The organism is Eubacteriaceae bacterium Marseille-Q4139 (genome assembly GCA_018223415.1).
In the GTDB taxonomy this organism is placed as follows: domain Bacteria; phylum Bacillota; class Clostridia; order Lachnospirales; family Lachnospiraceae; genus CABSIM01.
Genome location: JAGTTQ010000001.1, coordinates 2,754,246 through 2,777,355, shown reverse-complemented (window position 1 = coordinate 2,777,355; position 23,110 = coordinate 2,754,246). Strand labels below are relative to the sequence as shown.

Here is a 23,110-nt window from a genome sequence, read left to right as displayed (position 1 = left end):
CCTAAAGTACATCAGAAAAATGCGGGCGCAGCCGCTTAAACACCTTGAGCCCCACAACCATCATCACCAGGGTAAAGCCCCAGAAATAGACGGTCAGAGTCGGCCTCATGAAAAACCAGTCGCCGGTCAGCATGCTGTCCCGGTAGCCGGCCGCAATGTAATAAAACGGGTTCAGCTTTAAGATAAACGGCGCCATCGTAAAGCCTTTGTCCACAAAAAGCTGCTCGCTGTACATGATCGGCGTCAGCCACATGCCGAACTGGAGGCAGATGCTCACAATCTGCGCCATGTCCTTAAAAAATACCTGGATGGCGCTTGTAAAATACGAAATGGCTAACGCCAGCATGGACGCCGCAAAGGCGTAATAAACGATCTGGAGCCAGGAAACCATCGGCATTTTCCCGCTGATTAAAAACACCACAAACATGATCGCCACGAAAAAGCAGTGGACGAACAGGCAGGAAATGAGCTTGATGACCGGCAGAATCTCCACCCGGAACACCACCTTTTTCACCAGGTAATTGTATTCCTGGAGACAGCCCGTCCCGCAGTTTAAGGCCTCGGAGAAGAAAAACCACGGCGCAATGCCCGGCACGAGCCACTGGACATAGGACGCATTTGGCACCGGCGGCGCGCTCTTAAAGCCGATGGGGCCGAAAATCAGCCAGTAAATCAGCACAGTGACGATGGGCTGGACAAACATCCAGACGATGCCGAAATAGGAGCCGACAAACCGCTTCTTAAAATCCGCCTTCGCCAAATCCCAGACGAGGCGGTGCTTCTTCACCAGTTCCTTTAAAAGTGATACCGTATAATTCACGCGTCAAACTACCTCTCAAACTTGAATGTGTCGCCGAAGCCGCCCCACTTTTTGTCTTTCTCGGAGATGATAAGCTCCATGCCCTCCGGGATCGGCCATTTCACGCCGATGGTCTCATCGCTCCATAAAAGGCCGCCCTCGTCGCCGGGGTGGTAAAAATCTGTGCATTTATAGGCAAATTCCGCCTCGTCGGAGAGGACAAGGAAGCCGTGTGCAAAGCCCTCGGGAATGTAGAACTGCTTTTTATTCTCCGCAGACAGTTCCACGCCGAACCACTTCCCGTAGGTTTTGGAATTTGTCCGAAGGTCGACGGCCACGTCGAACACCGTACCGCGGACGGCGCGCACCAGCTTTCCCTGGGGGAACTGCTTCTGGTAGTGAAGGCCGCGGAGCACGCCTTTTACGGACATGGACTGGTTGTCCTGGACGAAAACCATGTTAAGGCCAGCCTCCTTAAAGTCGTTCTGGTTGTACGTCTCCATGAAATAACCGCGCTCATCCTTAAAAACCGTCGGCTCAATCACATAGAGCCCCTCAATCGTCATTCCATCCGCCTCGCATGGCGTTACTGTAATTTTTCCCATTTTTTTACCTCTCTTTATCTGTTTTTCATCAAAAATCCTTTTAAAGCTCCGGCATGGCCGGTTTTCCAGTCCATGATACCACTATAACCGCATGCTGACAATACTAAATAGCCTGAGAAGGGCATATGCGTCCATGGCGCAGATGTAAAAAAGAAGCGTCTCGTCGCTCCCTGCCGTCCGCACCAGCCTCTCACTTTTCACCGTCATAAGCACAAACGGAAGAAACGGAAGCAGATACCGCCCCTGGACGCCGGCGATGACCTGGGAGCTTAACGGCGTCCAGCCCACGAGCATCGCCGCCATGAGCCCGAGAAGGCAGGCGGCCGCCAGAAATAAGATCCACACCTTCTGCGCTGTTCTAAGATACAACGCCTCCCCGGCCTTTCTCACGGAAAGACCGAACAGGCAGGCCGTCATGCCAGCCACGATATAAAACGGGACGGAAAGCACCGGGTCAAGGTTCCCAAGCTTTCCCCCGATCATCGTCACGTACCACTCCTCCGCCTGAACGGCCGCCGTCCGGTAGAGAATCGCAAGGAAGTCCGCCGGATTATGGAGAATATAGGGAATCGAATATCCCTCTTCCGCCGCCCAGGACACATACGTGTCGCTTCCGGCCGCGTATCCGGCGATGGTGCCGCCGTTTACAAGCGCCATAGCCGCCGCAAACACGAGAAATACGGCCGCCGCCGAGACGGCCCAGTTTTTCACACTCCCGAATTTTTTCACGGGAATTAAAAGCGCAAAGCCCATGACAACGGCATAAATCATCTTGCATGGCCCCACCGCCGCCATGACGGCCGCCAAAACGGCCGCGTCCCGCCGCTTTACCTCCGGCTTTACAAAGGCCAGGTTCAGACAGTAAGCGCCGTAAAAAAAGCAGAGCCCCATGACGAATGCGTCATAGGAATAGGATGCCGCCAGATGGAGCGCCATCGGAAGCAGGGATACGCCGAGAAACACCGGCTTTCCAAAGGGCAGAAACCGGATGGCCGCCGTTCCCATGGCCGCAAAAAATAAAAGGTTAAAGACACGTCCAAGATAGGAAAGCCAGACGCCGTTTAAACGAAGCAGCCTGGCAACCACAATCCCCAGCGCCTGCGGAAGGTACGAAAGCGGCGTCGTCTTCACCGAACGGTACACCGACGGCGTAAGCGCCTGCTCTGGCGCACTCACAAAAAGCCCGTCATTTTTCTCCCTGAGAATCCGGTAGGTTTCCTCATCAAGCTCCCGCCCCAGAGAAATCCGCTCCTCATCGCCTTCTGCGCCGTAGATGTTCTGGAGGAAATCGTCGGCCTGCCGGATCAGCACATACCCGTTTTCATCGGCCGCCTCCGTTCCCAGAAGACAGCTGGAAAGCTCATAGGCACTGACAAAATGGGAAATCTCATCCGGCGCCGAAAGCGGCGGAAGCACAAATAGATACAAAAGCCCAAAGGAAACAACGGCCGCCGGGTACCGCCATTCCCACCTGACGTCTTTCTTAAAAAGAAGAAATCCGGCCAGAAAAAGCGCTGCGGCCGCCGCCGCAAAAAGCAGCCAGTACATCCCTGTAAGCCAGAGATCCCCGGAGCCGGAAGCCCCGGCCGCCGTATCAAAAAAATGCCAGAGGCCAGCCAAAATCACAAGAAGGGCCGCCGCAGACGGCCCCGCAAAACACCGCAGATGTTTCATTCCCCGTCCCTCCGGCCGCCGGCCTTTTCTTCCTTCTCTCTCTTGGCATGATCCTCAATCGCCAAAAGCTGTACCAGTTCCCGCACTTTTGCTTCCAGTTGGGAAATCTTCACGGTCATCCGGAACATGCGGACAATCAGGACGAAGATTACAAACAGAAAGATAAAGTTGACCGGCGTCTGGGTTCCCGAAAGATCCGACATCCAGTAAACAATCTGCGGGAACAGGCTGAAAAGCGTCAAAAGCCCAAGGAACCCGATCCAGAAAATCGAATCCTCAATCCGCATCTTCGCCTGCCGGATCTGCCGCATCACCGTAAGGGCCGTAAGGACAGACGCCGCAATCAGCACAATACGAAGCATTAACGTCATAACTCTCCATTGCCTCCCATCACATTTCCCGCTTCCTGAAATTCTGGATTAACAGGATCGAAACCAGCATCTGAATCATATATCGTGACGCATTGACCGGCGTCAGGTAGCTTACGCCGCTCGTGCGCTCATCCATGATAACGGGCACCTCTGCCACCTTTGCCCCCTGCTTTAAGAGGTAAGAGATGGTATCCGGTTCCGGCCCGTAGTTTAGGCCCCTGGAAAACTCCTCGATCATCCGCCTGTTGAACATCCGGAGCCCTGAGGTGGGATCCTTGATATCTGTTCCGGTCGTGAGCCGTATGGCCGCCTCGATCAGATTGCTCCCGAGCATCCGCATGGAGCCTGGCTTTTTCGCGTGGACGAACCGGGAGCCGATGACGATGTCATAGCCCTCTTCCATCTTGTTTAACATTGCCTCCAGATACTCAGGCCGGTGCTGGCCGTCCCCGTCCAGCTGAACCGCATACGCGTAGCCCTTGCGGTGCGCGTAGCGCATCCCTGCCTGAAACCCGCCGGCAAGGCCCAGGTTCACAGGAAGCTCCAGATAATTGTAATGCCGCTTTCTCAAAATCTCCCCCGTCCGGTCTTTGGAGCCGTCGTTCACCACCACATAATCGTACTGGGGAAATTCGGCCGTCAGCCGGTCTACCACCCGCTCAATGTTCTCCGCCTCGTTGTATGCGGGAATGATAATCAGCAAGTCAGACATTGCTTCCTTTGTATCCTTTCCAGTAATTCTTGTTCATCGTAAAAAGCAGGATCAGCCGCCGCGGAAAACTCCGGTACCGCTTCCCGGCCAGATATCCCATGTATTTAAAACCGCTGTTTACTGCCAAATACGGTACCATGCAAAGCTTTCCGTTTTTCACAAGCCACACAGCCGTCTGCTTCACAAGCCGGATCCCCTCGCCCTCGGACTTAAGCCCCGAGAACACCTCCGGGTGGTCGGCCTGGGACACGGCCAGGTCAAAATTTCTGCGAAACTGCTCCATGCAGGAATAATTGTGGGAATGGATTACCTTCGCTTCGGCCACATAGCAGACGGCGTAGCCATGTTCCATTAGCTTCGCCGCAAAAATCATGTCCTCGTTGAAAATCGTCTTCTTAATAAAGCCGCCGGCCTTCAGATACCTGTCCCGCCGGTAGGCCGCGCAGACGTTGGAGCAGAAATACGTTTTAATCCCCAGCTCCTCTTTGTCAGCGATGGTCTTTATGCGGCTCTCCTTCGGATAATTAAAGCTCCTGGTGTACCGCTCGATGGCCCGGCAGTCCTCAGAGGGAAGCTGCCTGGCGTAGGCTGCCGCAATGTCGTCACGGGAAAAGAGCGCCGCCGTAAGCCGCTCAAGGAGGTGTCTGTCGGCCGGAAGAGCGTCGTCGGTCATGAAAACCACGGCGTCCCCGTCTCCCTTTCGCAGGCCTTCATCCCTGGTACCTCCATGGTCGAACTCGTCCTTTGTCACATGGGACAGCAGAACGCCGTCTGTAACCAGCTTCTTTTCCTTTTCAGAAAGTCCGGAAAACCAGCCGTCCCAGAGCGCCTTTTCCGTATTCATGAGAATGATTTTCGACGGCGCCGCCGTCTGGGCTTTTATGCGCCTGATGAGCTCTAAAAACTGCCCGTCCGGCTTATAAACAGGGATCACAACGTCAATCTTCATTGCTCTTCTCCGTAAGCGCCGTATGCGCCCTTATAAAAAAACATCAGGATCTTTGCCGCCCACGCCGGCCAGAGCTTCCCAAACATGGCGGCTTCCTCCCTTGCCCGCCGGTTGTCCTCGATACACTGCTTCGTGGCCGCCCCGTCATGGACACGGTAGGCGATTAACGGCTTTTCTTCTATAACAAAACGCCCCGGCCGCAGCGCCAGCTCATAGAGATTATCCCAGTCCAAGGCAAATTCCAGATCAGAAGCGAACATCCCATCCCCGATCAGGTCATAATTATAAGTGCAGGACGGGCAGCAGACGGAATTTCCGAAAACCAGCGCGCTTTTCTTCACTGCCTGTAAATGGGCCAGGAATTTCGCCCGCAGCGGGAGCCGCAGAATGAGCTTCACGAACCGCACGAAATCCGCCGCCTTCACACGCGTCTGCACCGGGTAGAGCGTCCCGTCGGAGAGCCTGGCCTCCTTCGTCTTTAAAACCACGTAATCGCTGGCAAACACCGTCATGTCCGGGTATTTTTTATATGCGTTTAAAAGCGTCTTCACATAGTCCCTGTGGTACCGGTCGTCCTGATGGGCCAAAGTCACGAGGCTGTGGCCGTTCCCCGCTGTCTTAAGGGCAAACAGCCAGTCCTCCTTAAGCCCGCTCTTTCCGTCACGCGAAAACACCGGAATTCCATACTTTTTCGCCAGCTTTTCGATGTACCGGCAGGGCGTGGAGGTGGCGAGAAGGACATCGGTCTTCACACTCTGCGCTTTTAAGGAGCGGATGCATTCCTCCAGATACGGGCTCTCTCCATAGGCGCAGATCACAAACGCATGCACATGCTTCACTGTCCGTCCCTTCCTTTCCTGTGGATAAAGTACATAGCCAAAATGCCAAACAAAGCCGCCAGCACAGCCATCAAAACCACGTAAGCGGCTGCCCCGCCGAAAATCCCCATGGCACGGACAAAGGGCTCCGAGAGAAACAGGGCCAAAAGCGCCGTAAGGCCGTAACCGGCGAAAATGAACCGCTGCTTTTTCATGATGATGAGCGAATAATAGAACAGGTTCATGAACGCATTTAAGGCGCCGCCGACAATAATTAACACAAGGGCCGGCCGGCAGTCCGAAAGCGCATACCGGATGTTGGAATATAAAAGCCCAAGCACCGGGATGCCGAGGAGCCAGGCGCCGCCCACGGCCAGAACCGTAAGGCCGGCAATCACTGCCGCCAGGCGTGCGATAATTCCCTTAAAATGACCCATGCGGTTCATCTCCCATGCAAAAGCCAGCTTTGTAAGGTACGGCCGGATCACAAAGCCGGCCACCAGATTGATGACGCTGGTGGGCATGAATATGGCCCCGTACACCGCCATATCCCTGTCCGCCATGCAGGCTTCGATGGCGTATTTTGACGCGGAAAAAATGTAAAAATCCAGGATTACCGAAAAGAAAAGGAGCGTGTTGTTGAGAAAAAGAAGCTTCATCTTCCCTTTTCCCCGCCTCCAGTCGATGTCCGGAAGCGCTCTTATCACGGCCGCATCAAAAATCACAAAGCCTGCGATCTGTGCTGCCACAGCCGCCGCGCTGGAGACGACGAGATCCTTTGTGGCCGCAAGCGCCGAGAGGAACACCGTCACCGAGAGAATCGTCCGGAAAGCGTTGGACTTTCCCGTCAGGTACAGCCGCCCGCACCGCTGGAACTCCGCCTCGTAGGTATCCGCCAGGGCGTCGATGACCTTATAAACTACCATCAAAAAGACCGTCGCACCCTTTTCAATGGTATAGCCATTGATGCCGGCATAGACGGCGCCGATAGCAAGCGCAAACAGGCAGGTGAGAAGCCGCAGTCCCAGGTAATCGCCGAAGGAATACTGGTTTCCCGTGTCTGTGATCTGGAACGGCCGGATGCCGAAATAGGCCACCATGAACATGTGCTGGCCAAAGGTGGTGTAGGCGAAGGTGAAAATCCCGCCTGCGTCCTCACCGGCAATCTGGATGACAGCGATGGATAACACCATGGACGCCAGCGCATAGAGAAAGCTCCCGGCCATGTTCCAGAGAATATTCCGTTTTTCCGTATTTTTCCTGTCATCCCCGATGATCAGGCGTGATAATGCTCCCATTGGTCCGAATCCCTGTCTTTTCTGAAATGTAGTCCAGGATCCTCCGGTAATCCTCGATGAAGTCCACCTCGGCCCAGAAGTATCCCCGGATGTCCTTGACGGCGATATCCCGCTCACCGCTTAATGAGTAGATGGCGTCCTCCCACCATTTTCCGTGGAACTGGGCGTCCACCAGCTCGTCCATCCGCGAAAGGAACGCCGGAAGGAACGATTTTTTCATGACGGCAATCCCCGTGTATTCGCAGTCCCGCTCCGAAAGGGTCAGCTCTTTCCCGTAGCGCCTTAGCATGCCGTTTTCCGTCCCGAAGAAATAGTCCCCGTCGGCGACCCGGTCGGAGTCAGCAAGAAGAAAGACGTCTTCTTCCTGGCGCATCATGAAATCCAGGATTTCCTGGCTCCAGTAAACGTCGCCGTTTGCCACGATGGCGTCGTCCTCAGCCGTCAAAAGCCCGACATTTTCCGCCATCCAGAGGGAGCCGATGCTGTTCGTCACGTCGTAAAAGGGATTGTGGACGATGTGGACGGAAAGCCCCTCAAGCGCCCGCTCGATTTCCTTGTGGCGGTAGCCGACGATCACCGTCGTCTCGATGCCGTTATGAAGGAGCATCTCCACGGTCTTTTTTATTAACGGCTTTCCGCCCACATCCACCGTGCATTTTGGGATATTCGGCAGATATTTGCTGATGCGGCTCCCTTTTCCAGCCGCCAGGATAAATGCTTTCATCGGTCTACCTCGTAAAGTGCCTCTGTAAACTGTTCCATGACACGCCTGCTTCCTGTGGAAATGCGGATATAGTCCTTTAACATCTCCTGGCCGTAGGTCTTAATGAGAATTTTCTTTTCCTCCAGCCGCTCCTTCACCTGGCTTACGGAGGTTTTTACACGGATAAACGCATAATTCCCGTTTTCCGCAAAATATTCATAGCCGTGTTCCCTTAAGGAGGCCTTCAAATACTCACGTCCTTCTCTCTCCACAGCCACCAGGTGCTCGCAAAGCCCCGGCTCCGAAAGGAAATGCTCGCCGAATTTCAGTGCCACGGCATTGGTGTCAAAGGTGGGACGCACGTTCCAGATATAGCGGATCAGCGTCTCGTTTCCTGCGATAAATCCGAGGCGGCAGGAGGCCAGGGAAAACAGCTTGGAAAAGGTGCGGATCAACACCACGTTATCGTACTCCGAAATTTTCGGAAGAAACGTCTTGTCATAAAAATAATGGTACGCCTCGTCCACAATCACCAGCGCGCCCACTTCGGCCGCCCGCCTTGCGATCTGGTCGAACTGTTCCTCGCTGTACACGGTGCCGATGGGGTTGTTGGGATTTAAGACGGCGACGATGCTGACGTCGTCGGTGATGGCCGCAAGCACCTTTTGAAAATCCAGGGTGAAATCCGGATTGTAGGAAACCGGCTTGTGGTGCAGGCCAAAAATCAGGCAGTTGATGCGGTACATCTCGAAGGTGGGAGAAACCGTCACCACCGACGAGCCGGGACGCCCGAACACCTCAAAGAGATACCGGATTGCCATGTCGGAGCCGTTTGTGACGCAGAGATTTTTCCGGCCGACTCCGAGATAATCGGAAAGAAGCCCGAGGAATTTTTCCGGCTCCGGATAGGTGGAGAAAAATTCCGGCGTCATCTCCGCCTTGACCTTTTCCACAAAATCCGCCGGAAGCCCCTCCGGGTTCTCATTCATATCGAGCCGCAGAAAATCAAGGCGTCCCTGGCGCCCGCCGATGCGCTCGATGTCCTTCACACATTCCTTCACATACATGCTGTTTTTCCTCTTTTCTCTTTACGCCTCGTCCCCGAATTCCAGCCGGTAGGGATAATGGGTTTTTCTCGCATCCTCCGGCGGCATCGTCATGTAGTCGCCGTACTGGCTCTCCATGATGGTTTCGATGTCGTTGGTGAAGTAAAGGTACGTGTCCTCATAGGGCAGGCGCCTTAAGGGGAACATTTTTTCTTTATTCACAACATTCCAGAACGGGTTCGTATCCGGCAGAAACGCCATGCGCTTCGTCTTTTTCCCCTCGTATTTCCGGCAGGCCGCCTCGCAGTGGGCGCGAAACAGCGCCGGACGTAGATGCAGTGCCCGGATAAGGCCGTGAACAGCGCGGCAGACGGCCCAGATAACCTCGGCTTTCATGCCCTTTTGGGCCAGATACGGCTTTTCCATACAGGAGAGCACGAGAAGCTTGCTCCAGAACCACGCCGTCCAGGCCTGCACCTGTAAGGCCAGTTTCCCGTCGGCGATGTTGTCCATGACATAAAGGTCTAAGAAAATGCCGAAGGGGCAGTCCACGTCCCGCATGACGTTTTCCTGGAAAACCGTGCCGCATTTGCAGAGCCTTGTGGTCATCATCGGGTAGTTTTCGTTTGTCTTATTGTTTAAGATGTAATATTTCCCCTGCCACTTTTTCTTTGCCAGGCGGAGAAACTTTTCAAAATCACGGCGCGGCATGGCGATGTCGATGTCGTCGTCCCAGGGGATGAAGCCCTGATGGCGGAGTGCACCGATCCCAGTGCCGCCGATGCCGAAGTACAAAAGCCCGTGGGAATCACAGAGCTCCATGAAATCCTTTAACATGGAAAGCTCCGTATCCTGAAGCTTTTTTAAGACCTCCGGCTCATAAAATTCATGCATGGCCAAACTCCTTCTTTACACATGCAAACGCGGACGCGATGACCTTGTCCATATCGTAATATTTGTATTCCGCCAGACGGCCGCCGAAGATCACGTTCTCCTCATTCTCAGCCAGGGCGGCGTACTGTCTGTAAAGCTCCTGGTTCTTCTCATCGTTTACCGGATAGTACGGCTCCATGCCCTCGGCCCACTCGGCCGGGTATTCCTTTGTGATAACGGTCTTTTCCTGGATGCCGAACTCAAAATGCTTATGTTCGATGATTCTCGTATAGGGCGTCTCCCGGTCCGTGTAGTTGATGACGGCGTTGCCCTGGAAATTGTCGGTGTCGAGGACTTCGGTCTCAAACCGCAGGCTCCTGTACTCCAGCTTCCCGAACCGGTGGCCGAAATAGCTGTCGATGGTGCCGGTGTAAACCACTTTGTCTGCCAGGCCGTCGAAATACTCCTTCTTTTCCAGATAATCCGTATTTAGCATCACGTCGCAGCCCTCGAACAGCTTTTCAATAATCTTATTGTAGCCGCCGATGGGGATGCCCTGGTACAAGTCGTTGAAATAGTTGTTGTCGTAGGTGTAGCGCACCGGCAGGCGCTTGATGATGAAGGCCGGGAGATCCTTGCAGTCCCTGCCCCACTGTTTTTCCGTGTAGCCCTTCACAAGCTTCTGGTAAATATGGGTTCCCACCAGGCTGATGGCCTGCTCCTCTAAGTTCTTCGGCTCGCCCTTGATGACCTTTCTCTGTTCCTTTATGATGGCTTTCGCCTCGTCGGGCGTGGAAATTCCCCACATTTTGCTGAACGTGTTCATGTTGAAAGGCATGTTGTACATCTCGCCCTTGTAGTTTGCCACCGGGCTGTTGGTGTACCGGTTAAATTCCACCAGGCTGTTGACGAAATCCCAGACCTCACGGTCGCTGGTGTGGAAAATATGGGCGCCGTATTTATGGACATGGATGCCCTCGATGTCCTCACAGTAAATGTTTCCGCCAAGGTGGCCGCGCTTTTCCACCACCAGGCAGGTCTTTCCCTCTTTTTTTGCAAAATACGCAAATACTCCTGCGAACAGGCCGCTGCCTGCCAGCACATAATCATACTTTTTCATGTGTTCCTCCGCTTCCGGTTTCTTCCGCTTATTTTACTATATCCCCCGAAAAAAGTAAACGCGTCCTTTTTCTTAGTTTTTCTTAAAGATTTCTGCCGCCTGGGAAATCACAAGGAGCGCCGAGCCGAGGAAAATGAACATGTCCCCAAGGTTAAACACCACTTTTTTGAGAGATTTCCACTGGATGCTAAAATAGTCCACCACATATCCGCGTTTTTTCCTGTCGTAAAAATTGCTGGCGCCGCCGGCAAGAAACAGCGTAAAAGCCAGCTTTTCCAGGAGGTTTCCGCGCTTTCCCTGCATCCAGGCCCAGGCTCCGGCCGCCGCCGAAAGCGCCGATAGCTGCACCGTCTCCACAAGCTCCCGGTTGTCCTTTAACACGCCGAAGGAAAATCCGGCGTTGTGATTTCTGTAAAGCTTTATTTTCCCTTTTGTCCCGGCAAGTTCCCGCGGAAACTCTCCGGGCTCCTGCGCTTCAATCTGATTTTTCACAGCCAGATCCAGAAATGCAAGCGTCGTGCCAAGTCCCAAAAATCCAATCATTGTTTGACTCCTTTCCGGTTATGGAAGCTTTTTCTATATCTTACACTATTTTCCCTGTCAAGTCCATGTTTTTCCATCGGATCCATGCACCCGACCGCCGATTTCTTCATATAGTATAAGCAAGTTTCTCTTGGAGTATCAAAATGGCATGTACGGAAAACGTGGCATCGGAAGCGTATGCCGATTTCATCACCCGCTATTACATACCCTCCAGGGACTTTTTAAACGGCTATCCCACCGACTGCATTGACTTCGTAAACGAGCAGTTTGCCGTCGTCTATCTTCCCCTGGAGCCTCTTCTCCCGCTGACGCTGTCCACTTATACCTATTCCGGAATCCCGAAGCTCTATTCCCTTCTGGATTCCACAAGCATGGAGGCGTCCGGCATCCTGACAGCCGCCCGCTCCCCGAGTCTTGGGAACCAGGGAGAAGGCGTCATCATCGGCTTCGTCGACACAGGCATTGACTATGAAAATCCCCTGTTTTTAAACCCGGACGGCACTACCCGAATCGAGGAAATCTGGGATCAGACGGCAGGATTTGGCGACGGCTTTGAGGGGACTTATTTCTCCCCGCTCTACGGGACACTCTACACAAGGGCCCAGATCAACGAAGCTCTCAGTTCCGATAACCCGTCCTCCATCGTCCCGGAAGCCGACACCATCGGCCACGGCACGTTCCTTGCCTCCATCGCAGCCGGAAACGTCTCCGAGGACGACGATTTCACCGGCGCTGCGCCGAAGGCCATCCTTGCCGCCGTCAAGCTGAAGCCGGCCAAGCGGTACCTGCGGGATTTCTTCCTGATCCGGGAGGATGCCCATGCCTATCAGGAAAACGATATCATGATGGGCGTATCCTATCTCGTAAACCTGGCCCGGCGCCTGGGCCGGCCGCTCGTCATCTGCCTTGGCATCGGCACCAACCAGGGGAGCCACGACGGGAAGGCACCTCTCGGTCTCTACCTGGAATCCATCAGCAACACCCTCGGCATCTGTGTCGTCACGGCCGCCGGCAACGAAACCGGCTTTGGCCATCATTATCTTGGGAACGTCACACCCGGTCAGGAATTTCAGGATGTGGAGCTTCGCGTCGGCGATGGCGAGCGCGGCTTCTGCATGGAGCTGTGGGCCTACGACGCCGAGGTGTATTCCGTCGGCTTTGTCTCGCCCACCGGCGAGGTAGTGGAACGGCTCCCTGTCTCCCCTTCGGGAGAAAACCGGATTTCCTTTCTCTTAGAGCAGACGGAAATTACCGTCTATTACCGGATTGCAGACATTGTCACCGGCAGCCAGCTTATTTTTATGCGCTTTTTGGACCCGCTCCCCGGGATCTGGCACATCCGGGTTTACAATACCTTGTATTTCCAGGGCGTGTTCCACATTTGGCTCCCCTGCCGCGGCTTCGTCTCCGACTCCACGTATTTTCTGAGCCCGGATCCCAACACGACGCTTACGGATCCCGGAAACGCCCAGTTTCCCATTACGGTCACGGCCTACGACCATTCCAGGCGCAGCCTCTATATCCACGCCAGCCGCGGCTACACGAGAAGCGGTCTCATAAAGCCGGATCTGGCGGCGCCCGGCGTCGACGTCCAGGGGGCGGCCGTCTCCGGCGTCCTTCCGACCACGCGGATGACCGGTACCTCCGTGGCCGCCGCCCATGTGGCAGGCGCCGCGGCCGTTCTCATGTCCTGGGGCATCCTGGAACAGAATGAGCCGTTCATGACAACGTCTGTCGTAAAGACCTACTTAACCCGCGGCGCACAAAGAAATCCAGCGATCCCATACCCGAACAGGGAGTTCGGATACGGGACGCTGGATTTGTACCAGGCATTTTTAAGTGTAAGAGCCTGAAGCCGTCTGCGCGGGGAGCTCTGCGCCGCGCATTTCAATACGCGGGCCGCCTCTGTTTTCCAGATAGGCGCGGGTAATCGTCACCGAACCGATGTCGGGGTCCCTCGGGATCTGGTACATGATGTCCAGCATGAATTCCTCGATGATTGCCCGCAGGGCCCTGGCGCCGGTTTCCTTTTTAAGGGCCTGCTCTGCGATCCATTCCAGCGCGTCGTCCTCAAATTCCAGATGAACCTCATCCATCTCCAGAAGCTTCTTGTACTGCTTTAAGATGGCATTCTTCGGCTCCTTTAAGATCCGCACCAGGAACTCCTTCGTGAGGCCCTGGAGCGTCACCGTCACGGGAAGGCGCCCGAGAAATTCCGGAATCATGCCGAAATTTCTTAAATCCTTGTTTGTCACTTTGGAGAGAATGTCCGGGTCGCTGTCATATTTGTCCTTTAAGTCAGCCTCAAAGCCGATGGAAGAATGCTCCGTCAGCCGCTCCTTGATGATATTTTCCAGATCCGGGAACGCCCCGCCGCAGATAAAGAGGATGTTGTCCGTGTTCACGGTCTCCATGGGCGTCATGGCGTTCTTCTGGTTCGTGCCCACCGGCACCTCCACCTTTGCGCCCTCCAAAAGCTTTAAAAGCTCCTGCTGCACCGATTCGCCGCTGACGTCGCGGGTGCTGGTGGATTTTTTCTTGGCAATCTTGTCGATCTCGTCGATGAAGACGATGCCCATCTCCGCCTTTTCCACGTCATTGTCTGCCGCGGAAAGAAGCTTGGAAATCACGCTCTCGATGTCGTCGCCGATGTAGCCGGCCTCAGTTAAGGAGGTGGCGTCGGCGATGGCGAGGGGCACGTGGAGAAGCTTCGCCAGAGTCTTTACAAGGTATGTCTTTCCGCTTCCCGTCGGGCCGATCATCAGGATGTTGGATTTTTCGATTTCCACATCTTTTCCGTATTTTTCGGCGTCCGGCGATGTCCGGTCGAAGACACGCTTATAGTGGTTGTAGACGGCCACGGAAATCACCTTTTTCGCCTTTTCCTGGCCGATCACGTATTCGTCGAGCTGTTCCTTTATGACATGGGGCGCCGGGATTTCACTGAGCTTAAAGAGCTCCTTCTTTTTCCCGCCGCTTTTCTTTTTTACGCGTTTCCTGCCGGGGATGCCGCCCAGATCAAGCTGGCCGAAGGGGATCCCCCATCCCATGTTCCCCCAGGGGATAGCTCCGGAAAACGGGCTCTGTTCTTCGCTTTCCTCTTTTTCTGTCTCCGCGGCGGTTTCTTCCTCCGGCACCTCACCTGTTTCGCTGCTTTCTGCAGCGGGAACCGGCTTTTTTTCCTCGGTATGTTCCGGCTTTTCCTCTTTGGCCGGAGTGCCTGACGGCGTCTGCCAGAACTGGCTGGCCGGGATTCCCGAGAATTTGGAAAAATCCATGCCGCTTTTCGTCACGGTGTCAAAGGCTTTCTGCATACAGTCGCGGCAGATGTCGATGCCGGGAGGCATCGTAATCATCTTTCCGGCCTTGCTTTCCGGCCGCCTGCACACATAGCAGACCTTCTCATATTCACTGTCGTCATGTCCTGATGTGTTTTTTTCTCTGTCGTCCAAATTTTTCTCCTTATTTTTCAGCCGCCGGGGCTTTCACATGGCAGTTTCCCGGCCGCAGGTGTTCACTTCTTTTCTCTGTTTCCATACAAGGAATTATTATATAGCATTTTACATGCCGCCGCAAGTGGCAGACGCGGAAAATGGGCCGGTCAATGATGAATTGCATGGCTGTGTTTCTGCGACGAAGCATGTCGTAAGCCAAAGCCCGGCAGACATGCCGTCTGCATGCCTGCCGGGCTTTCTGGATTTTTTGTTCCTTCCTGTCTTTTATCCCTGGATGCTTCCCGGATCCTGTTCGTCCACAGGACGGTTCATCAAAGTGATTTCTACCTCTTTTTCCGTGTACTCGCCATTTTCCAGACGCTGTACGGTCAGGGTCACGGTCGAGCCTGCCTTGTAATACGTCAGAAGCTCTGTCAGATCTGCGTAAGAGTGTACCGTCTCGCCGTCGAATTTCGTGATGATGTCCTTTTCCCTGAGATCCGAGTTGGCCGCCGCCGAATTCTCCGTGATCTTATAGACATAGACGCCTTCCGGCATCCCGTACATCTGGGAGGTCGCGGAATTGATGTTCTGGATCTGGATTCCAAGGTAGCCCTGTTCTTCTTCCGGAAGCTCTACCTTTGTAGTCTTATTCATCAGGTTTTCGATGGTGTCCTTCACAAGGGAAATCGGGATCGCATAGCCGACGCCCTCAACATCCGTAGATGCGTATTTGGCTTCGTTGATGCCGATCAGTTCGCCCTGGGCGTTTAACAGTGCGCCGCCGCTGTTGCCGGGGTTGATGGCCGCATCCGTCTGGATGACGGTCTTTGTTAAACCATCCACGTTGATTTCACGGTTCAGTGCACTCACATGGCCGACGGTTACGCTCTGGCCAAGTCCAAGGGCATTGCCGATGGCGATAACGCCCTGGCCCATTTTCAGGGAGTCCGAGTCGCCCATGGTCGCCGCTTTAATCTGGGACTTCGTATCGGCCGAAATGCTGTCAAGGGGAACGGCGATGACTGCCAGGTCGGATTCGGAGTCTGTGCCCTTTACGGCCGCATCTACGGTGCTCTCGTCAATGAATGTAACCTGAAGGCTTGTGGAATCTTCGATCACATGGTTGTTTGTCACAATCAGAAGTTCCGTATCGTTCTGCCCTACGATAATGCCGGAGCCGCTGCTCGGAACCTCGTAGGTCTGCGTCGCACCAAACCAGGTATTGTTCTGGTACAGCATTGTGTTGGTAATGGCAACGACCGACGGCATGGCCGCTTCTACAATCGGTGATACGTCCTCAATGATGACGCCATTGGAGTCAGCGGCGGAAGTGGACTGGGCCGGGGCAACGGTCTGCGTTGTCGACAGGCTCACCGGGGCCGTCTCCTCCGGCTGCGGGAACAGAAGCTCCGCCGCCCGGTTGACACCGAACATGGTGCCGCCGGATACGACGCCGAATAAAAGGGCCGCTGCCGTCACAAGGGCTGTCGTTTTTACATAGGATTTTTTCTTCGGCTGGCGATGACCGCCGTTATTGCTCCGGTTGTCCTGCGGCGCCTGGCCGTAATAATAATTCTGTCCCTGATAGGGATACGGGCCGGCATATGGATTCCGGTTCTGTCCGTTCTGGTTCTGATACGGATTTCTCTGATAGCCAGGCTGCGGATTGGATCCGGCGTTCTGGGCGTTCTGGCTTCCAGGGTAGGGCTGACTGCTGTTCTGAGTGCCCTGGCTTCCGGAATAGGGCTGGCTGCTGTTTTGGGTGCTCTGGCTTCCCGGATAGGACTGGCTGCTGTTCTGGGTGCTCTGTCCTTCCTGCGTCTCCTGGCTCCCGTATGAGAGCGTCCCGAATACCTGGTTTCTTCCGCTCTCCTCTGCTCCGGTATTCCCGCCTTCTGCGGTTTTATTTTCATTTTCCTGATTCCATTTATTTTCATCGTACATAAAAAAGTCTCCTTCCTTACGATTGCGTTAAATCTTTTTTCCTTCTTTCTGATGCATAGTCTATCAGGGAATTGTGACTAAAGTGTGATAAATCTCGCACCGATATGTGAAAAATGAAAAAAGCGCAGGAAAGAGACATTTTTTAGGATTTATGCAGCTAACAAGGCCGACAGGCCAAAGTAAACCATAACGATAATTCCCAGGATAATCCGGTAATAGCCGAAGAACCGGAAATCATGGCGCTTCACATAGCCCATCAGGAATTTGATGGAATACATCGAAACCACAAAAGCGATCACCATTCCGGCAATCAGATAGAAAATTTCGATGGCCGGGAAGTTCAGGCCGTAATGGATCACCTTTAAAAGGCTGGCGCCAAACATCACCGGAATTCCCAGAAAGAAGGTGAATTCCGCCGACGCCGTACGGGAACAGCCGAGCAGCATGGCTCCGAGAATCGTCGCGCCTGACCGCGAGGTACCGGGAATCAGCGCCAGAAGCTGAAACAGCCCGATGTAAAACGCATTCAGGTAGCTGATCTGGGAAACCTTTTTAATCGGAAAGTCCACATATTCGTTGTGCTTTTCCAGAACGATAAACAGGATGCCGTATATAATCAGCATCGCAGCTACCACATACGGGTTCATCAGGTATGTATCAAGAAACTCATCGAGGAGAAGCCCCACAACAGCCGCCGGAAGGCAGGCAACGATGATTTTAAACCACAAATGCCAGGTGGCGCGCCTCTGAGGCTCCTTTTTTTCCCTGTCCCAGGGGTTCAGCCTGCGAAAATAGAGGACAACGACAGCCAAGATGGCGCCGAGCTGGATCACGACGCGGAAGACGTTCATAAAATCTTCCGACACGTTCATGTTTACAATCTCTTCCACAAGAATCAGGTGGCCTGTGCTGCTGATCGGCAGCCATTCGGTAAAGCCCTCAACAAGGCCCATCACCACTACTTTCAGGAATTCAACAAACGCATTCATTCTTTTTCTCCTTATCCGATATTCTCAATCTGCCAGTCGATGGGCTCCAGGCCGTTTTCCTTCAGATATTTGTTCGTCTTGCTGAAGGGCCTGCTTCCGAAGAAGCCGCGGTAAGCGGACAGCGGGCTTGGGTGCGGCGCTTCCAGGATCAGGTGCTTCGGATTCGTCAGCATCACCTTCTTGCTCTGCGCCGGCTTTCCCCAAAGGATAAACACCATGGGTCTGTCCTGCTCGTTCAAAATCCGGATCGCCGCGTCCGTAAATGTCTCCCATCCGATATCCTTATGGGAATGGGCCGCATGGGCGCGCACCGTGAGAACCGTATTTAAAAGGAGGACTCCCTGATCCGCCCATTTTTTCAGGTAGCCGTTGTTGGGAATATAGCAGCCGCAGTCCTCGTGGAGTTCCTGGTAGATATTTACCAGGGACGGCGGAATCTGCACATCCGGTTTGACAGAAAAGCAGAGGCCGTGCGCCTGTCCCGGCTCATGGTACGGGTCCTGTCCCAGGATAACTGCCTTTACCTTGGAAAGGGGCGTAAACGCAAAGGCATTGAAAATATCATCCGGCGCCGGATAAACGGCCCTCGTTTCGTATTCGTGCTTTACCGTTTCGTACAGTTTCTTATAATATGGCTTCCGGAATTCCCCCTGTATGGGTTCCAGCCAGTCGTTGCTGATCGCTGCCATGTGTTTCCTCCGTTGTTTCTCTATTCTTATTCCGTTCCTTCTTCCGTCAGCCCTGCTCTTCCAAAAGACCGGCGGCAAACGCCGCAGAATCCTCCGGGACGGAGACAGCCTTTCCTTTCAGGGTTTCCGGGATCTGGCAGAACTTCTGATTGACCCGGAAAAGGAACGCCTTCTGATTCAGCATCGCCGTCTTTTCAAAGGGGAAGCGGATCAGGGACGGATGAGAAAAATCTTCTCCCAGTTCCAGAAGCAGCGTATTCCTGTTCAGCGTAAAAGACAGCCATTTCATATAGGCATCCCACTGTTCTTCCGTTAAAGATACGTCGAGAGGCGCCGCCATATGACCGGCGAAGGGTTCCAGGGCGTCCAGGGCATCGCCGCTTAACGTGGTAATTACATAACAATCCTTTCCGCCTGTCACTTTTTTCAACGATTCAGCCGCCGCTTTTACTTCATCCCGGCTCTTTCCGCTCCCGGTGTCCCACTCTTTTCCGATGCCGATGAGCACCTTTTCCGCCGTCTTAAGCCGTTCCCAAAATTCTCTTCTGATCTCTTCCTTTTCCATGAAATATCTCCTGTCTGCCGTTTTCTGGAAGTGTTCCCAGTATATCATAAAACTTGCCGGGATTCAACATGGTACCGCAGTCTGGCTCGGATTCGCATTTTATTCTCTGGCAGACACCGGGACATTTTAGGCTTCCTGCAATTTTTGTCTGTTTTTACTGATACAGTGCCAAAGGAGCCGCCGGATTTCTCACTTTTTGCGCTTGTATTCTGTTCGCCTGCAATTTATTCTTATGGTTTGCAAAAAAATACCACAATTTTTCCTTTACAATTTCTTACGAATTAGAAAGAATTCTATAAACTTCTTGAATATTTTGTGAACCCCGTTGAAATCATCCAGAAATATGCTATGATATGGGAACATCTAAATATGTGCTTTTGCTGTGAAAGGCTGTTTTTCACGGAATGCATTTCCCGCTCCCGCCGGACGGGGAACCGGCGTTTTGCCGGAAAGCTGAAACAATCATAAAAGGTGAGTATTATGAAACTGATTCAATTTACAGAGTGGTTTAACCTGGCGATTGCAGTCATCCTGACTGCCGCCTACTTTTACCAGCTCGTCTATCTGGTGATCGGGCTGGTGCACGGAAGAAGAACCAGGAAGGAACACGCGCCTTCCCGCTTCCATCGGTTCGCCGCCATTATTCCAGCAAGGAATGAGGAGGCCGTCATCGGCGAACTTGTCCGGAACCTGAAAAACCAGAATTACCCGAAGGGGCTTCTGGATGTCTATGTCATCGCAGACAACTGCACAGATGAGACGGCCAGGATCGCCAGAGAGGCCGGCGCCAGAGTCTATGAGCGCGAGAACCAGACACAGCGCGGCAAAGGCTATGCGCTGGATTATTTTTTCCACCATCTGAGCATGGACGGGCGCGATGACTACGACGGCTACTTTGTCTTCGACGCCGACAACCTGATTGACCCGGATTTCACGGCCGAAATGAATAAGACCTTCGATACCGGCAAATACGATGTCCTGACCTGCTACCGCAATTCCAAGAATTTCGGCAGCAACTGGATCTCCGCCGGATATTCCATCTGGTTCCTCCGGGAGGCCAGGCTTTTGAACCTCCCGCGGATGCTTCTCGGAACCAACTGCCACATTTCCGGCACCGGCTTCCTTGTTTCCGGACGCGTGATCCGGGAAAACCGCGGCTGGCCCTTTTATCTTCTCACGGAGGACATCCAGTTTTCCGTGGACAGTGCCATCAAGGGCTACCGAATCGGATACTGCGGTAAAGCTGTGGTCTACGACGAACAGCCCACCACCTTCCGCCAGTCCTGGGATCAAAGGCTGCGGTGGTCCAAGGGCTTTTATCAGGTGGATGCCAAGTACAGCCTGGCACTTTTAAAAAACTGCCTGCGCTTTGACCGCCAGGGCTGGTCCTGCTATGACATGTTCATGACGGTGGCTCCCGGAATGCTGCTGACGCTTTTAACCATTGCCTTCAACGGCTTCCTCTGCCTTGTCTGCCTGACACAGCCGCCGCACATTGCCGCCAGGATCCTTGACATGTCCTTTGGCTTCATATTCGCGGCCGTATGGAAATTTTATGCCGGCCTTTTTGTCTACGGCCTCATTACCGTGCTCTGTGAATGGCGGCAGATTCAGGCGCCGGCGTGGAAAAAACTGGTTTACCTGTTTACTTTCCCGCTTTTCATGTTCACGTATATCCCGATTTCTCTGTCCGCCCTCGTCCGCAGGGTGGAATGGAAGCCGATCTATCACTCGGCTGCCACGGGAATGATGAAATTGTAAACCAAATCACTTTTCCCTGCGGCCCCGGGAGCGCCCGTTTCGGCGCTTTCCGGGGCCGTGCTGCGTTATCGCAGCCCTGTCCCGGAATATTGATTCCGTCCATTGACACAGCGCCAAAGATACAAAAAAACGCCGTCACGCCTTTCTTTTGATTTTTGCGTTTCGCCGCTTTCGTATCGTTTGCCTGTATTTTCTTTTGTAAGCTTCCGTCCTTAGACGACCTTGCTTCCGTTTGCCGTCATCTTAAATTTGACGCCCAACATTTCTGCCGCTCTCCGGCACATCAGCATCCGTCCCAGGAAAATTTCAAAATACTCCAGCATGGAACAGATTTCCTCGTCAATTTTCAGGTTCAACGTAATCACCTGCTTTTCCGCATTGACCTTCAGCTTCGCCTCTGTCACGGCGTAATTGACCCGGTCGTGGATATCAAAGCTGCCTTTTTCCTTGGTACGCACCCGGTTCCTTCGCACATCTGTTTTATCAGCCAGAATTAACGCCGCGGAAATGGCATCCACTGCCCCTCCTGTCGATTCATCGTGATTGCCGATGGCCGCCACGATTGTTACCCTGTCCTCCACGGGCATATCCGTCCCGGATAAAATCCTGTCTGCTAAAAGTGCGCCGTATTCCGCATGGCGGCTCCTGTTAACGGCATTTCCCATATCGTGCATAAAGCCGGCGATCTTTACAAGTTCTGCATCATGCTCCGAATATCCAAGTGACCGGAGAATCAGCTCCGCCCGCTCTGCCACTACGGTGCAGTGCGCCTTGGAATGATCGGTAAAGCCCAGGACTCCCAGGTTTTCATTTCCTTTCTTTAAATATGCAAGAACTTCTTCATTCTTTTTCATTTCCTTATACGTCAACGAACTCCTCCTTTATTTTCCATATTTTTTCTGTTCATTGCTACCTTACTCCTTTTTTCGGCTTTTTTCTATCATTCAGGCGTAAAAGAAATCTATAATCCACGTAAAACCGCTTTATTTCTCAAATTCCTTTTCATGTTCCTTAAAAAATGAGAAGTATTCCCGCACGTTTCCAAGCTCTGTCCACCGCTTCACATCCACCGGATTCTCATCCAGGTCATAGATTTTGGCTCCCTTCATTGACAGCATAAACGGAGAATGGGTGGAAATCACAAACTGGCAGCCGAAGAATCTGGCCGAATCTTCGATAAACCGGGATAGCTCCCTCTGCCGCTCTGCCGACAGGCTGTTTTCCGGCTCGTCCAGCAGATACAGGGCGTTCTCCCTGATCCGTTCTGAAAAGTAAAGAAACGCGCTCTCTCCGTTGGAACGCTCCCGCACATTGTCCATCAGGTTCTCCCTGACATATTTCGACTGGGTTTTCCGCCGCGCCAGGTTCACCTGCTTCAGCCGGTCGTAATCTTCCATGGAGCGGAAGCGAAATTTGGAATATTTTGCATCAAGGTACTCCTCAAACACTTCTTCCCGCTTCCGGTCGATCCCTTCGTTTAAGGCCCGCATATCCAGCATATAGTCAAACACATCGTCGCTTGTGATAATCCGGCTTTCTTTTGGAATCACAGAGCATGTCTCGTACTCGCACAGATCTGCATAATCCTCGAAAAAATTGGAGCGGTTGTAAGGCGCATCGCGCTTCAGGTTCAGCTTTTCCGCGATAACATTGAGAGCCGTGCTTTTTCCCGTGCCGTTTCCGCCGTATAAAATTGTCACCGGCTCGAAGTCGATCCGCGCGAATCCAATCCTGGAAAGCACCTGGAACGGATAATAGCTGTCGTAACACGTCCTCCGGATTCCCATAAAGAAATTAAATTCCTGCTCCTGCCTCACAAAGCAGAAGGATTTCAGATATTTCATCTGCCTGTCAGCCTCCCGAAGATTCTCTCGGCTCTGCGCCTGCTTTTTCCACGGCAATATCGTAAATATCGTCAAACGGGATCCTGGTATTGACGACTTTTAAAATCCTGGCCGTCTGATCCATGCGGGATACCATTCCCGTCACCTTCAGATACTCTTCCCGGCAGAAATAGATCACCGACACCATATCATTTTTTTCCACACAGCGCAGCTTCCTGTCCAAAAGGCCTGCCTGTTCCTCGGAAAGCTCTGCTTTGGGAACGACAATTTTCTCTTTTTTCCGCAGGGCTGCCGGATATCCCTTTAACGCCGCAAAAGGCATAAACTGCTTTGCCCGCTCCTCTCTCGTCATCTGCGGCCGTCCAGGCAC

General features: G+C 53.3%; 23 protein-coding genes. 2 read left to right on the top strand and 21 right to left on the bottom strand.

What is annotated here, in order from left to right; translation table 11 throughout:
- Position 1 precedes the first annotated feature (1 nt).
- The 13 genes from KE531_13115 to KE531_13055 all read right to left on the bottom strand — a co-directional run bounded on the left by KE531_13115 (position 2) and on the right by KE531_13055 (position 11,511).
- Entirely contained in the window at positions 2-820 is an 819-nt protein-coding gene (locus KE531_13115) for an ABC transporter permease (protein MBR9954536.1), read from the bottom strand.
- An 8-nt stretch (positions 821-828) separates the two neighbouring features.
- Positions 829-1,404, bottom strand: coding sequence for a dTDP-4-dehydrorhamnose 3,5-epimerase (gene rfbC, locus KE531_13110; GenBank protein MBR9954535.1), 576 nt, complete (start codon positions 1,402-1,404; stop codon positions 829-831).
- Positions 1,405-1,485: 81 nt separating this feature from the next.
- Complete coding sequence (locus KE531_13105; GenBank protein MBR9954534.1) at positions 1,486-2,952, bottom strand: DUF2142 domain-containing protein; 1,467 nt, start codon at positions 2,950-2,952, stop codon at positions 1,486-1,488.
- Between the two features lie 122 nt (positions 2,953-3,074).
- Positions 3,075-3,449: a DUF2304 domain-containing protein gene (locus tag KE531_13100; GenBank protein MBR9954533.1), complete on the bottom strand. Its 375-nt coding sequence runs from the start codon at positions 3,447-3,449 to the stop codon at positions 3,075-3,077.
- A gap of 19 nt (positions 3,450-3,468) precedes the next feature.
- The gene (locus tag KE531_13095; GenBank protein MBR9954532.1) at positions 3,469-4,161 is read right to left on the bottom strand and encodes a glycosyltransferase family 2 protein; all 693 of its coding nucleotides are present in this window, start codon (positions 4,159-4,161) and stop codon (positions 3,469-3,471) included.
- Positions 4,154-5,110: a glycosyltransferase family 2 protein gene (locus KE531_13090; protein ID MBR9954531.1), complete on the bottom strand. Its 957-nt coding sequence runs from the start codon at positions 5,108-5,110 to the stop codon at positions 4,154-4,156. The genes KE531_13095 and KE531_13090 overlap by 8 nt, the downstream gene beginning before the upstream one ends.
- Positions 5,107-5,949 (bottom strand): glycosyltransferase family 2 protein, encoded by an 843-nt coding sequence (locus tag KE531_13085; GenBank protein MBR9954530.1) that lies wholly within the window; start codon positions 5,947-5,949, stop codon positions 5,107-5,109. The genes KE531_13090 and KE531_13085 overlap by 4 nt, the downstream gene beginning before the upstream one ends.
- Complete coding sequence (locus tag KE531_13080; GenBank protein MBR9954529.1) at positions 5,946-7,226, bottom strand: lipopolysaccharide biosynthesis protein; 1,281 nt, start codon at positions 7,224-7,226, stop codon at positions 5,946-5,948. Before KE531_13080 ends, KE531_13085 begins: the two co-directional genes overlap by 4 nt.
- On the bottom strand, positions 7,192-7,950 hold the full coding sequence (locus tag KE531_13075) for a phosphocholine cytidylyltransferase family protein (protein ID MBR9954528.1): 759 nt from the start codon (positions 7,948-7,950) through the stop codon (positions 7,192-7,194). Before KE531_13075 ends, KE531_13080 begins: the two co-directional genes overlap by 35 nt.
- On the bottom strand, positions 7,947-8,996 hold the full coding sequence (locus tag KE531_13070; GenBank protein MBR9954527.1) for a histidinol-phosphate aminotransferase family protein: 1,050 nt from the start codon (positions 8,994-8,996) through the stop codon (positions 7,947-7,949). Before KE531_13070 ends, KE531_13075 begins: the two co-directional genes overlap by 4 nt.
- A 21-nt stretch (positions 8,997-9,017) precedes the next feature.
- Complete coding sequence (locus KE531_13065; GenBank protein MBR9954526.1) at positions 9,018-9,869, bottom strand: LicD family protein; 852 nt, start codon at positions 9,867-9,869, stop codon at positions 9,018-9,020.
- Positions 9,862-10,968, bottom strand: a complete 1,107-nt coding sequence (gene glf, locus KE531_13060) for a UDP-galactopyranose mutase (GenBank protein MBR9954525.1) — start codon at positions 10,966-10,968, stop codon at positions 9,862-9,864. Before glf ends, KE531_13065 begins: the two co-directional genes overlap by 8 nt.
- 72 nt (positions 10,969-11,040) lie before the next feature.
- Positions 11,041-11,511 (bottom strand): signal peptidase II, encoded by a 471-nt coding sequence (locus KE531_13055; GenBank protein MBR9954524.1) that lies wholly within the window; start codon positions 11,509-11,511, stop codon positions 11,041-11,043.
- Positions 11,512-11,654: 143 nt separating this feature from the next.
- Between KE531_13055 and KE531_13050 the strand changes: the two genes are divergently transcribed.
- Entirely contained in the window at positions 11,655-13,364 is a 1,710-nt protein-coding gene (locus KE531_13050; GenBank protein ID MBR9954523.1) for a S8 family peptidase, read from the top strand.
- On the opposite strand, the gene clpX is transcribed toward KE531_13050, so the two are convergent.
- The 5 genes from clpX to KE531_13025 all read right to left on the bottom strand — a co-directional run bounded on the left by clpX (position 13,347) and on the right by KE531_13025 (position 19,135).
- The gene (gene clpX / locus KE531_13045; GenBank protein MBR9954522.1) at positions 13,347-14,789 is read right to left on the bottom strand and encodes an ATP-dependent Clp protease ATP-binding subunit ClpX; all 1,443 of its coding nucleotides are present in this window, start codon (positions 14,787-14,789) and stop codon (positions 13,347-13,349) included. The genes KE531_13050 and clpX overlap by 18 nt on opposite strands.
- A gap of 441 nt (positions 14,790-15,230) precedes the next feature.
- Complete coding sequence (locus tag KE531_13040) at positions 15,231-16,892, bottom strand: trypsin-like peptidase domain-containing protein (GenBank protein MBR9954521.1); 1,662 nt, start codon at positions 16,890-16,892, stop codon at positions 15,231-15,233.
- A 149-nt stretch (positions 16,893-17,041) separates the two neighbouring features.
- Entirely contained in the window at positions 17,042-17,881 is an 840-nt protein-coding gene (locus KE531_13035) for an undecaprenyl-diphosphate phosphatase (protein ID MBR9954520.1), read from the bottom strand.
- A gap of 11 nt (positions 17,882-17,892) precedes the next feature.
- Positions 17,893-18,570 (bottom strand): uracil-DNA glycosylase, encoded by a 678-nt coding sequence (locus tag KE531_13030; GenBank protein ID MBR9954519.1) that lies wholly within the window; start codon positions 18,568-18,570, stop codon positions 17,893-17,895.
- Between the two features lie 46 nt (positions 18,571-18,616).
- Entirely contained in the window at positions 18,617-19,135 is a 519-nt protein-coding gene (locus KE531_13025) for a hypothetical protein (protein ID MBR9954518.1), read from the bottom strand.
- Between the two features lie 480 nt (positions 19,136-19,615).
- On the opposite strand from KE531_13025, the gene KE531_13020 reads away from it, so the two are divergent.
- Positions 19,616-20,896: a glycosyltransferase family 2 protein gene (locus KE531_13020; protein ID MBR9954517.1), complete on the top strand. Its 1,281-nt coding sequence runs from the start codon at positions 19,616-19,618 to the stop codon at positions 20,894-20,896.
- A gap of 212 nt (positions 20,897-21,108) precedes the next feature.
- Here the strand turns inward: KE531_13020 and KE531_13015 are convergent, their stop codons facing one another.
- The 3 genes from KE531_13015 to KE531_13005 form a co-directional block, all read right to left on the bottom strand.
- Entirely contained in the window at positions 21,109-21,750 is a 642-nt protein-coding gene (locus tag KE531_13015) for an HD domain-containing protein (protein MBR9954516.1), read from the bottom strand.
- Between the two features lie 129 nt (positions 21,751-21,879).
- Positions 21,880-22,740 (bottom strand): AAA family ATPase, encoded by an 861-nt coding sequence (locus tag KE531_13010; protein ID MBR9954515.1) that lies wholly within the window; start codon positions 22,738-22,740, stop codon positions 21,880-21,882.
- 7 nt (positions 22,741-22,747) lie between these two features.
- Complete coding sequence (locus KE531_13005) at positions 22,748-23,110, bottom strand: YolD-like family protein (GenBank protein ID MBR9954514.1); 363 nt, start codon at positions 23,108-23,110, stop codon at positions 22,748-22,750.

Bases quoted from the DNA above. Each gene is read 5' to 3' on its own strand.
- rfbC (MBR9954535.1), bottom strand. From the start codon at position 1,404: ATGGGAAAAATTACAGTAACGCCATGCGAGGCGGATGGAATGACGATT.
- KE531_13105 (MBR9954534.1), bottom strand. From the start codon at position 2,952: ATGTACTGGCTGCTTTTTGCGGCGGCGGCCGCAGCGCTTTTTCTGGCC.
- KE531_13100 (MBR9954533.1), bottom strand. From the start codon at position 3,449: ATGACGTTAATGCTTCGTATTGTGCTGATTGCGGCGTCTGTCCTTACG.
- KE531_13095 (MBR9954532.1), bottom strand. From the start codon at position 4,161: ATGTCTGACTTGCTGATTATCATTCCCGCATACAACGAGGCGGAGAAC.
- KE531_13090 (MBR9954531.1), bottom strand. From the start codon at position 5,110: ATGAAGATTGACGTTGTGATCCCTGTTTATAAGCCGGACGGGCAGTTT.
- KE531_13080 (MBR9954529.1), bottom strand. From the start codon at position 7,226: ATGGGAGCATTATCACGCCTGATCATCGGGGATGACAGGAAAAATACG.
- KE531_13075 (MBR9954528.1), bottom strand. From the start codon at position 7,950: ATGAAAGCATTTATCCTGGCGGCTGGAAAAGGGAGCCGCATCAGCAAA.
- KE531_13070 (MBR9954527.1), bottom strand. From the start codon at position 8,996: ATGTATGTGAAGGAATGTGTGAAGGACATCGAGCGCATCGGCGGGCGC.
- KE531_13065 (MBR9954526.1), bottom strand. From the start codon at position 9,869: ATGCATGAATTTTATGAGCCGGAGGTCTTAAAAAAGCTTCAGGATACG.
- glf (MBR9954525.1), bottom strand. From the start codon at position 10,968: ATGAAAAAGTATGATTATGTGCTGGCAGGCAGCGGCCTGTTCGCAGGA.
- KE531_13055 (MBR9954524.1), bottom strand. From the start codon at position 11,511: ATGATTGGATTTTTGGGACTTGGCACGACGCTTGCATTTCTGGATCTG.
- KE531_13050 (MBR9954523.1), top strand. From the start codon at position 11,655: ATGGCATGTACGGAAAACGTGGCATCGGAAGCGTATGCCGATTTCATC.
- clpX (MBR9954522.1), bottom strand. From the start codon at position 14,789: ATGGATTTTTCCAAATTCTCGGGAATCCCGGCCAGCCAGTTCTGGCAG.
- KE531_13040 (MBR9954521.1), bottom strand. From the start codon at position 16,892: ATGTACGATGAAAATAAATGGAATCAGGAAAATGAAAATAAAACCGCA.
- KE531_13035 (MBR9954520.1), bottom strand. From the start codon at position 17,881: ATGAATGCGTTTGTTGAATTCCTGAAAGTAGTGGTGATGGGCCTTGTT.
- KE531_13030 (MBR9954519.1), bottom strand. From the start codon at position 18,570: ATGGCAGCGATCAGCAACGACTGGCTGGAACCCATACAGGGGGAATTC.
- KE531_13025 (MBR9954518.1), bottom strand. From the start codon at position 19,135: ATGGAAAAGGAAGAGATCAGAAGAGAATTTTGGGAACGGCTTAAGACG.
- KE531_13020 (MBR9954517.1), top strand. From the start codon at position 19,616: ATGAAACTGATTCAATTTACAGAGTGGTTTAACCTGGCGATTGCAGTC.
- KE531_13015 (MBR9954516.1), bottom strand. From the start codon at position 21,750: ATGAAAAAGAATGAAGAAGTTCTTGCATATTTAAAGAAAGGAAATGAA.
- KE531_13010 (MBR9954515.1), bottom strand. From the start codon at position 22,740: ATGAAATATCTGAAATCCTTCTGCTTTGTGAGGCAGGAGCAGGAATTT.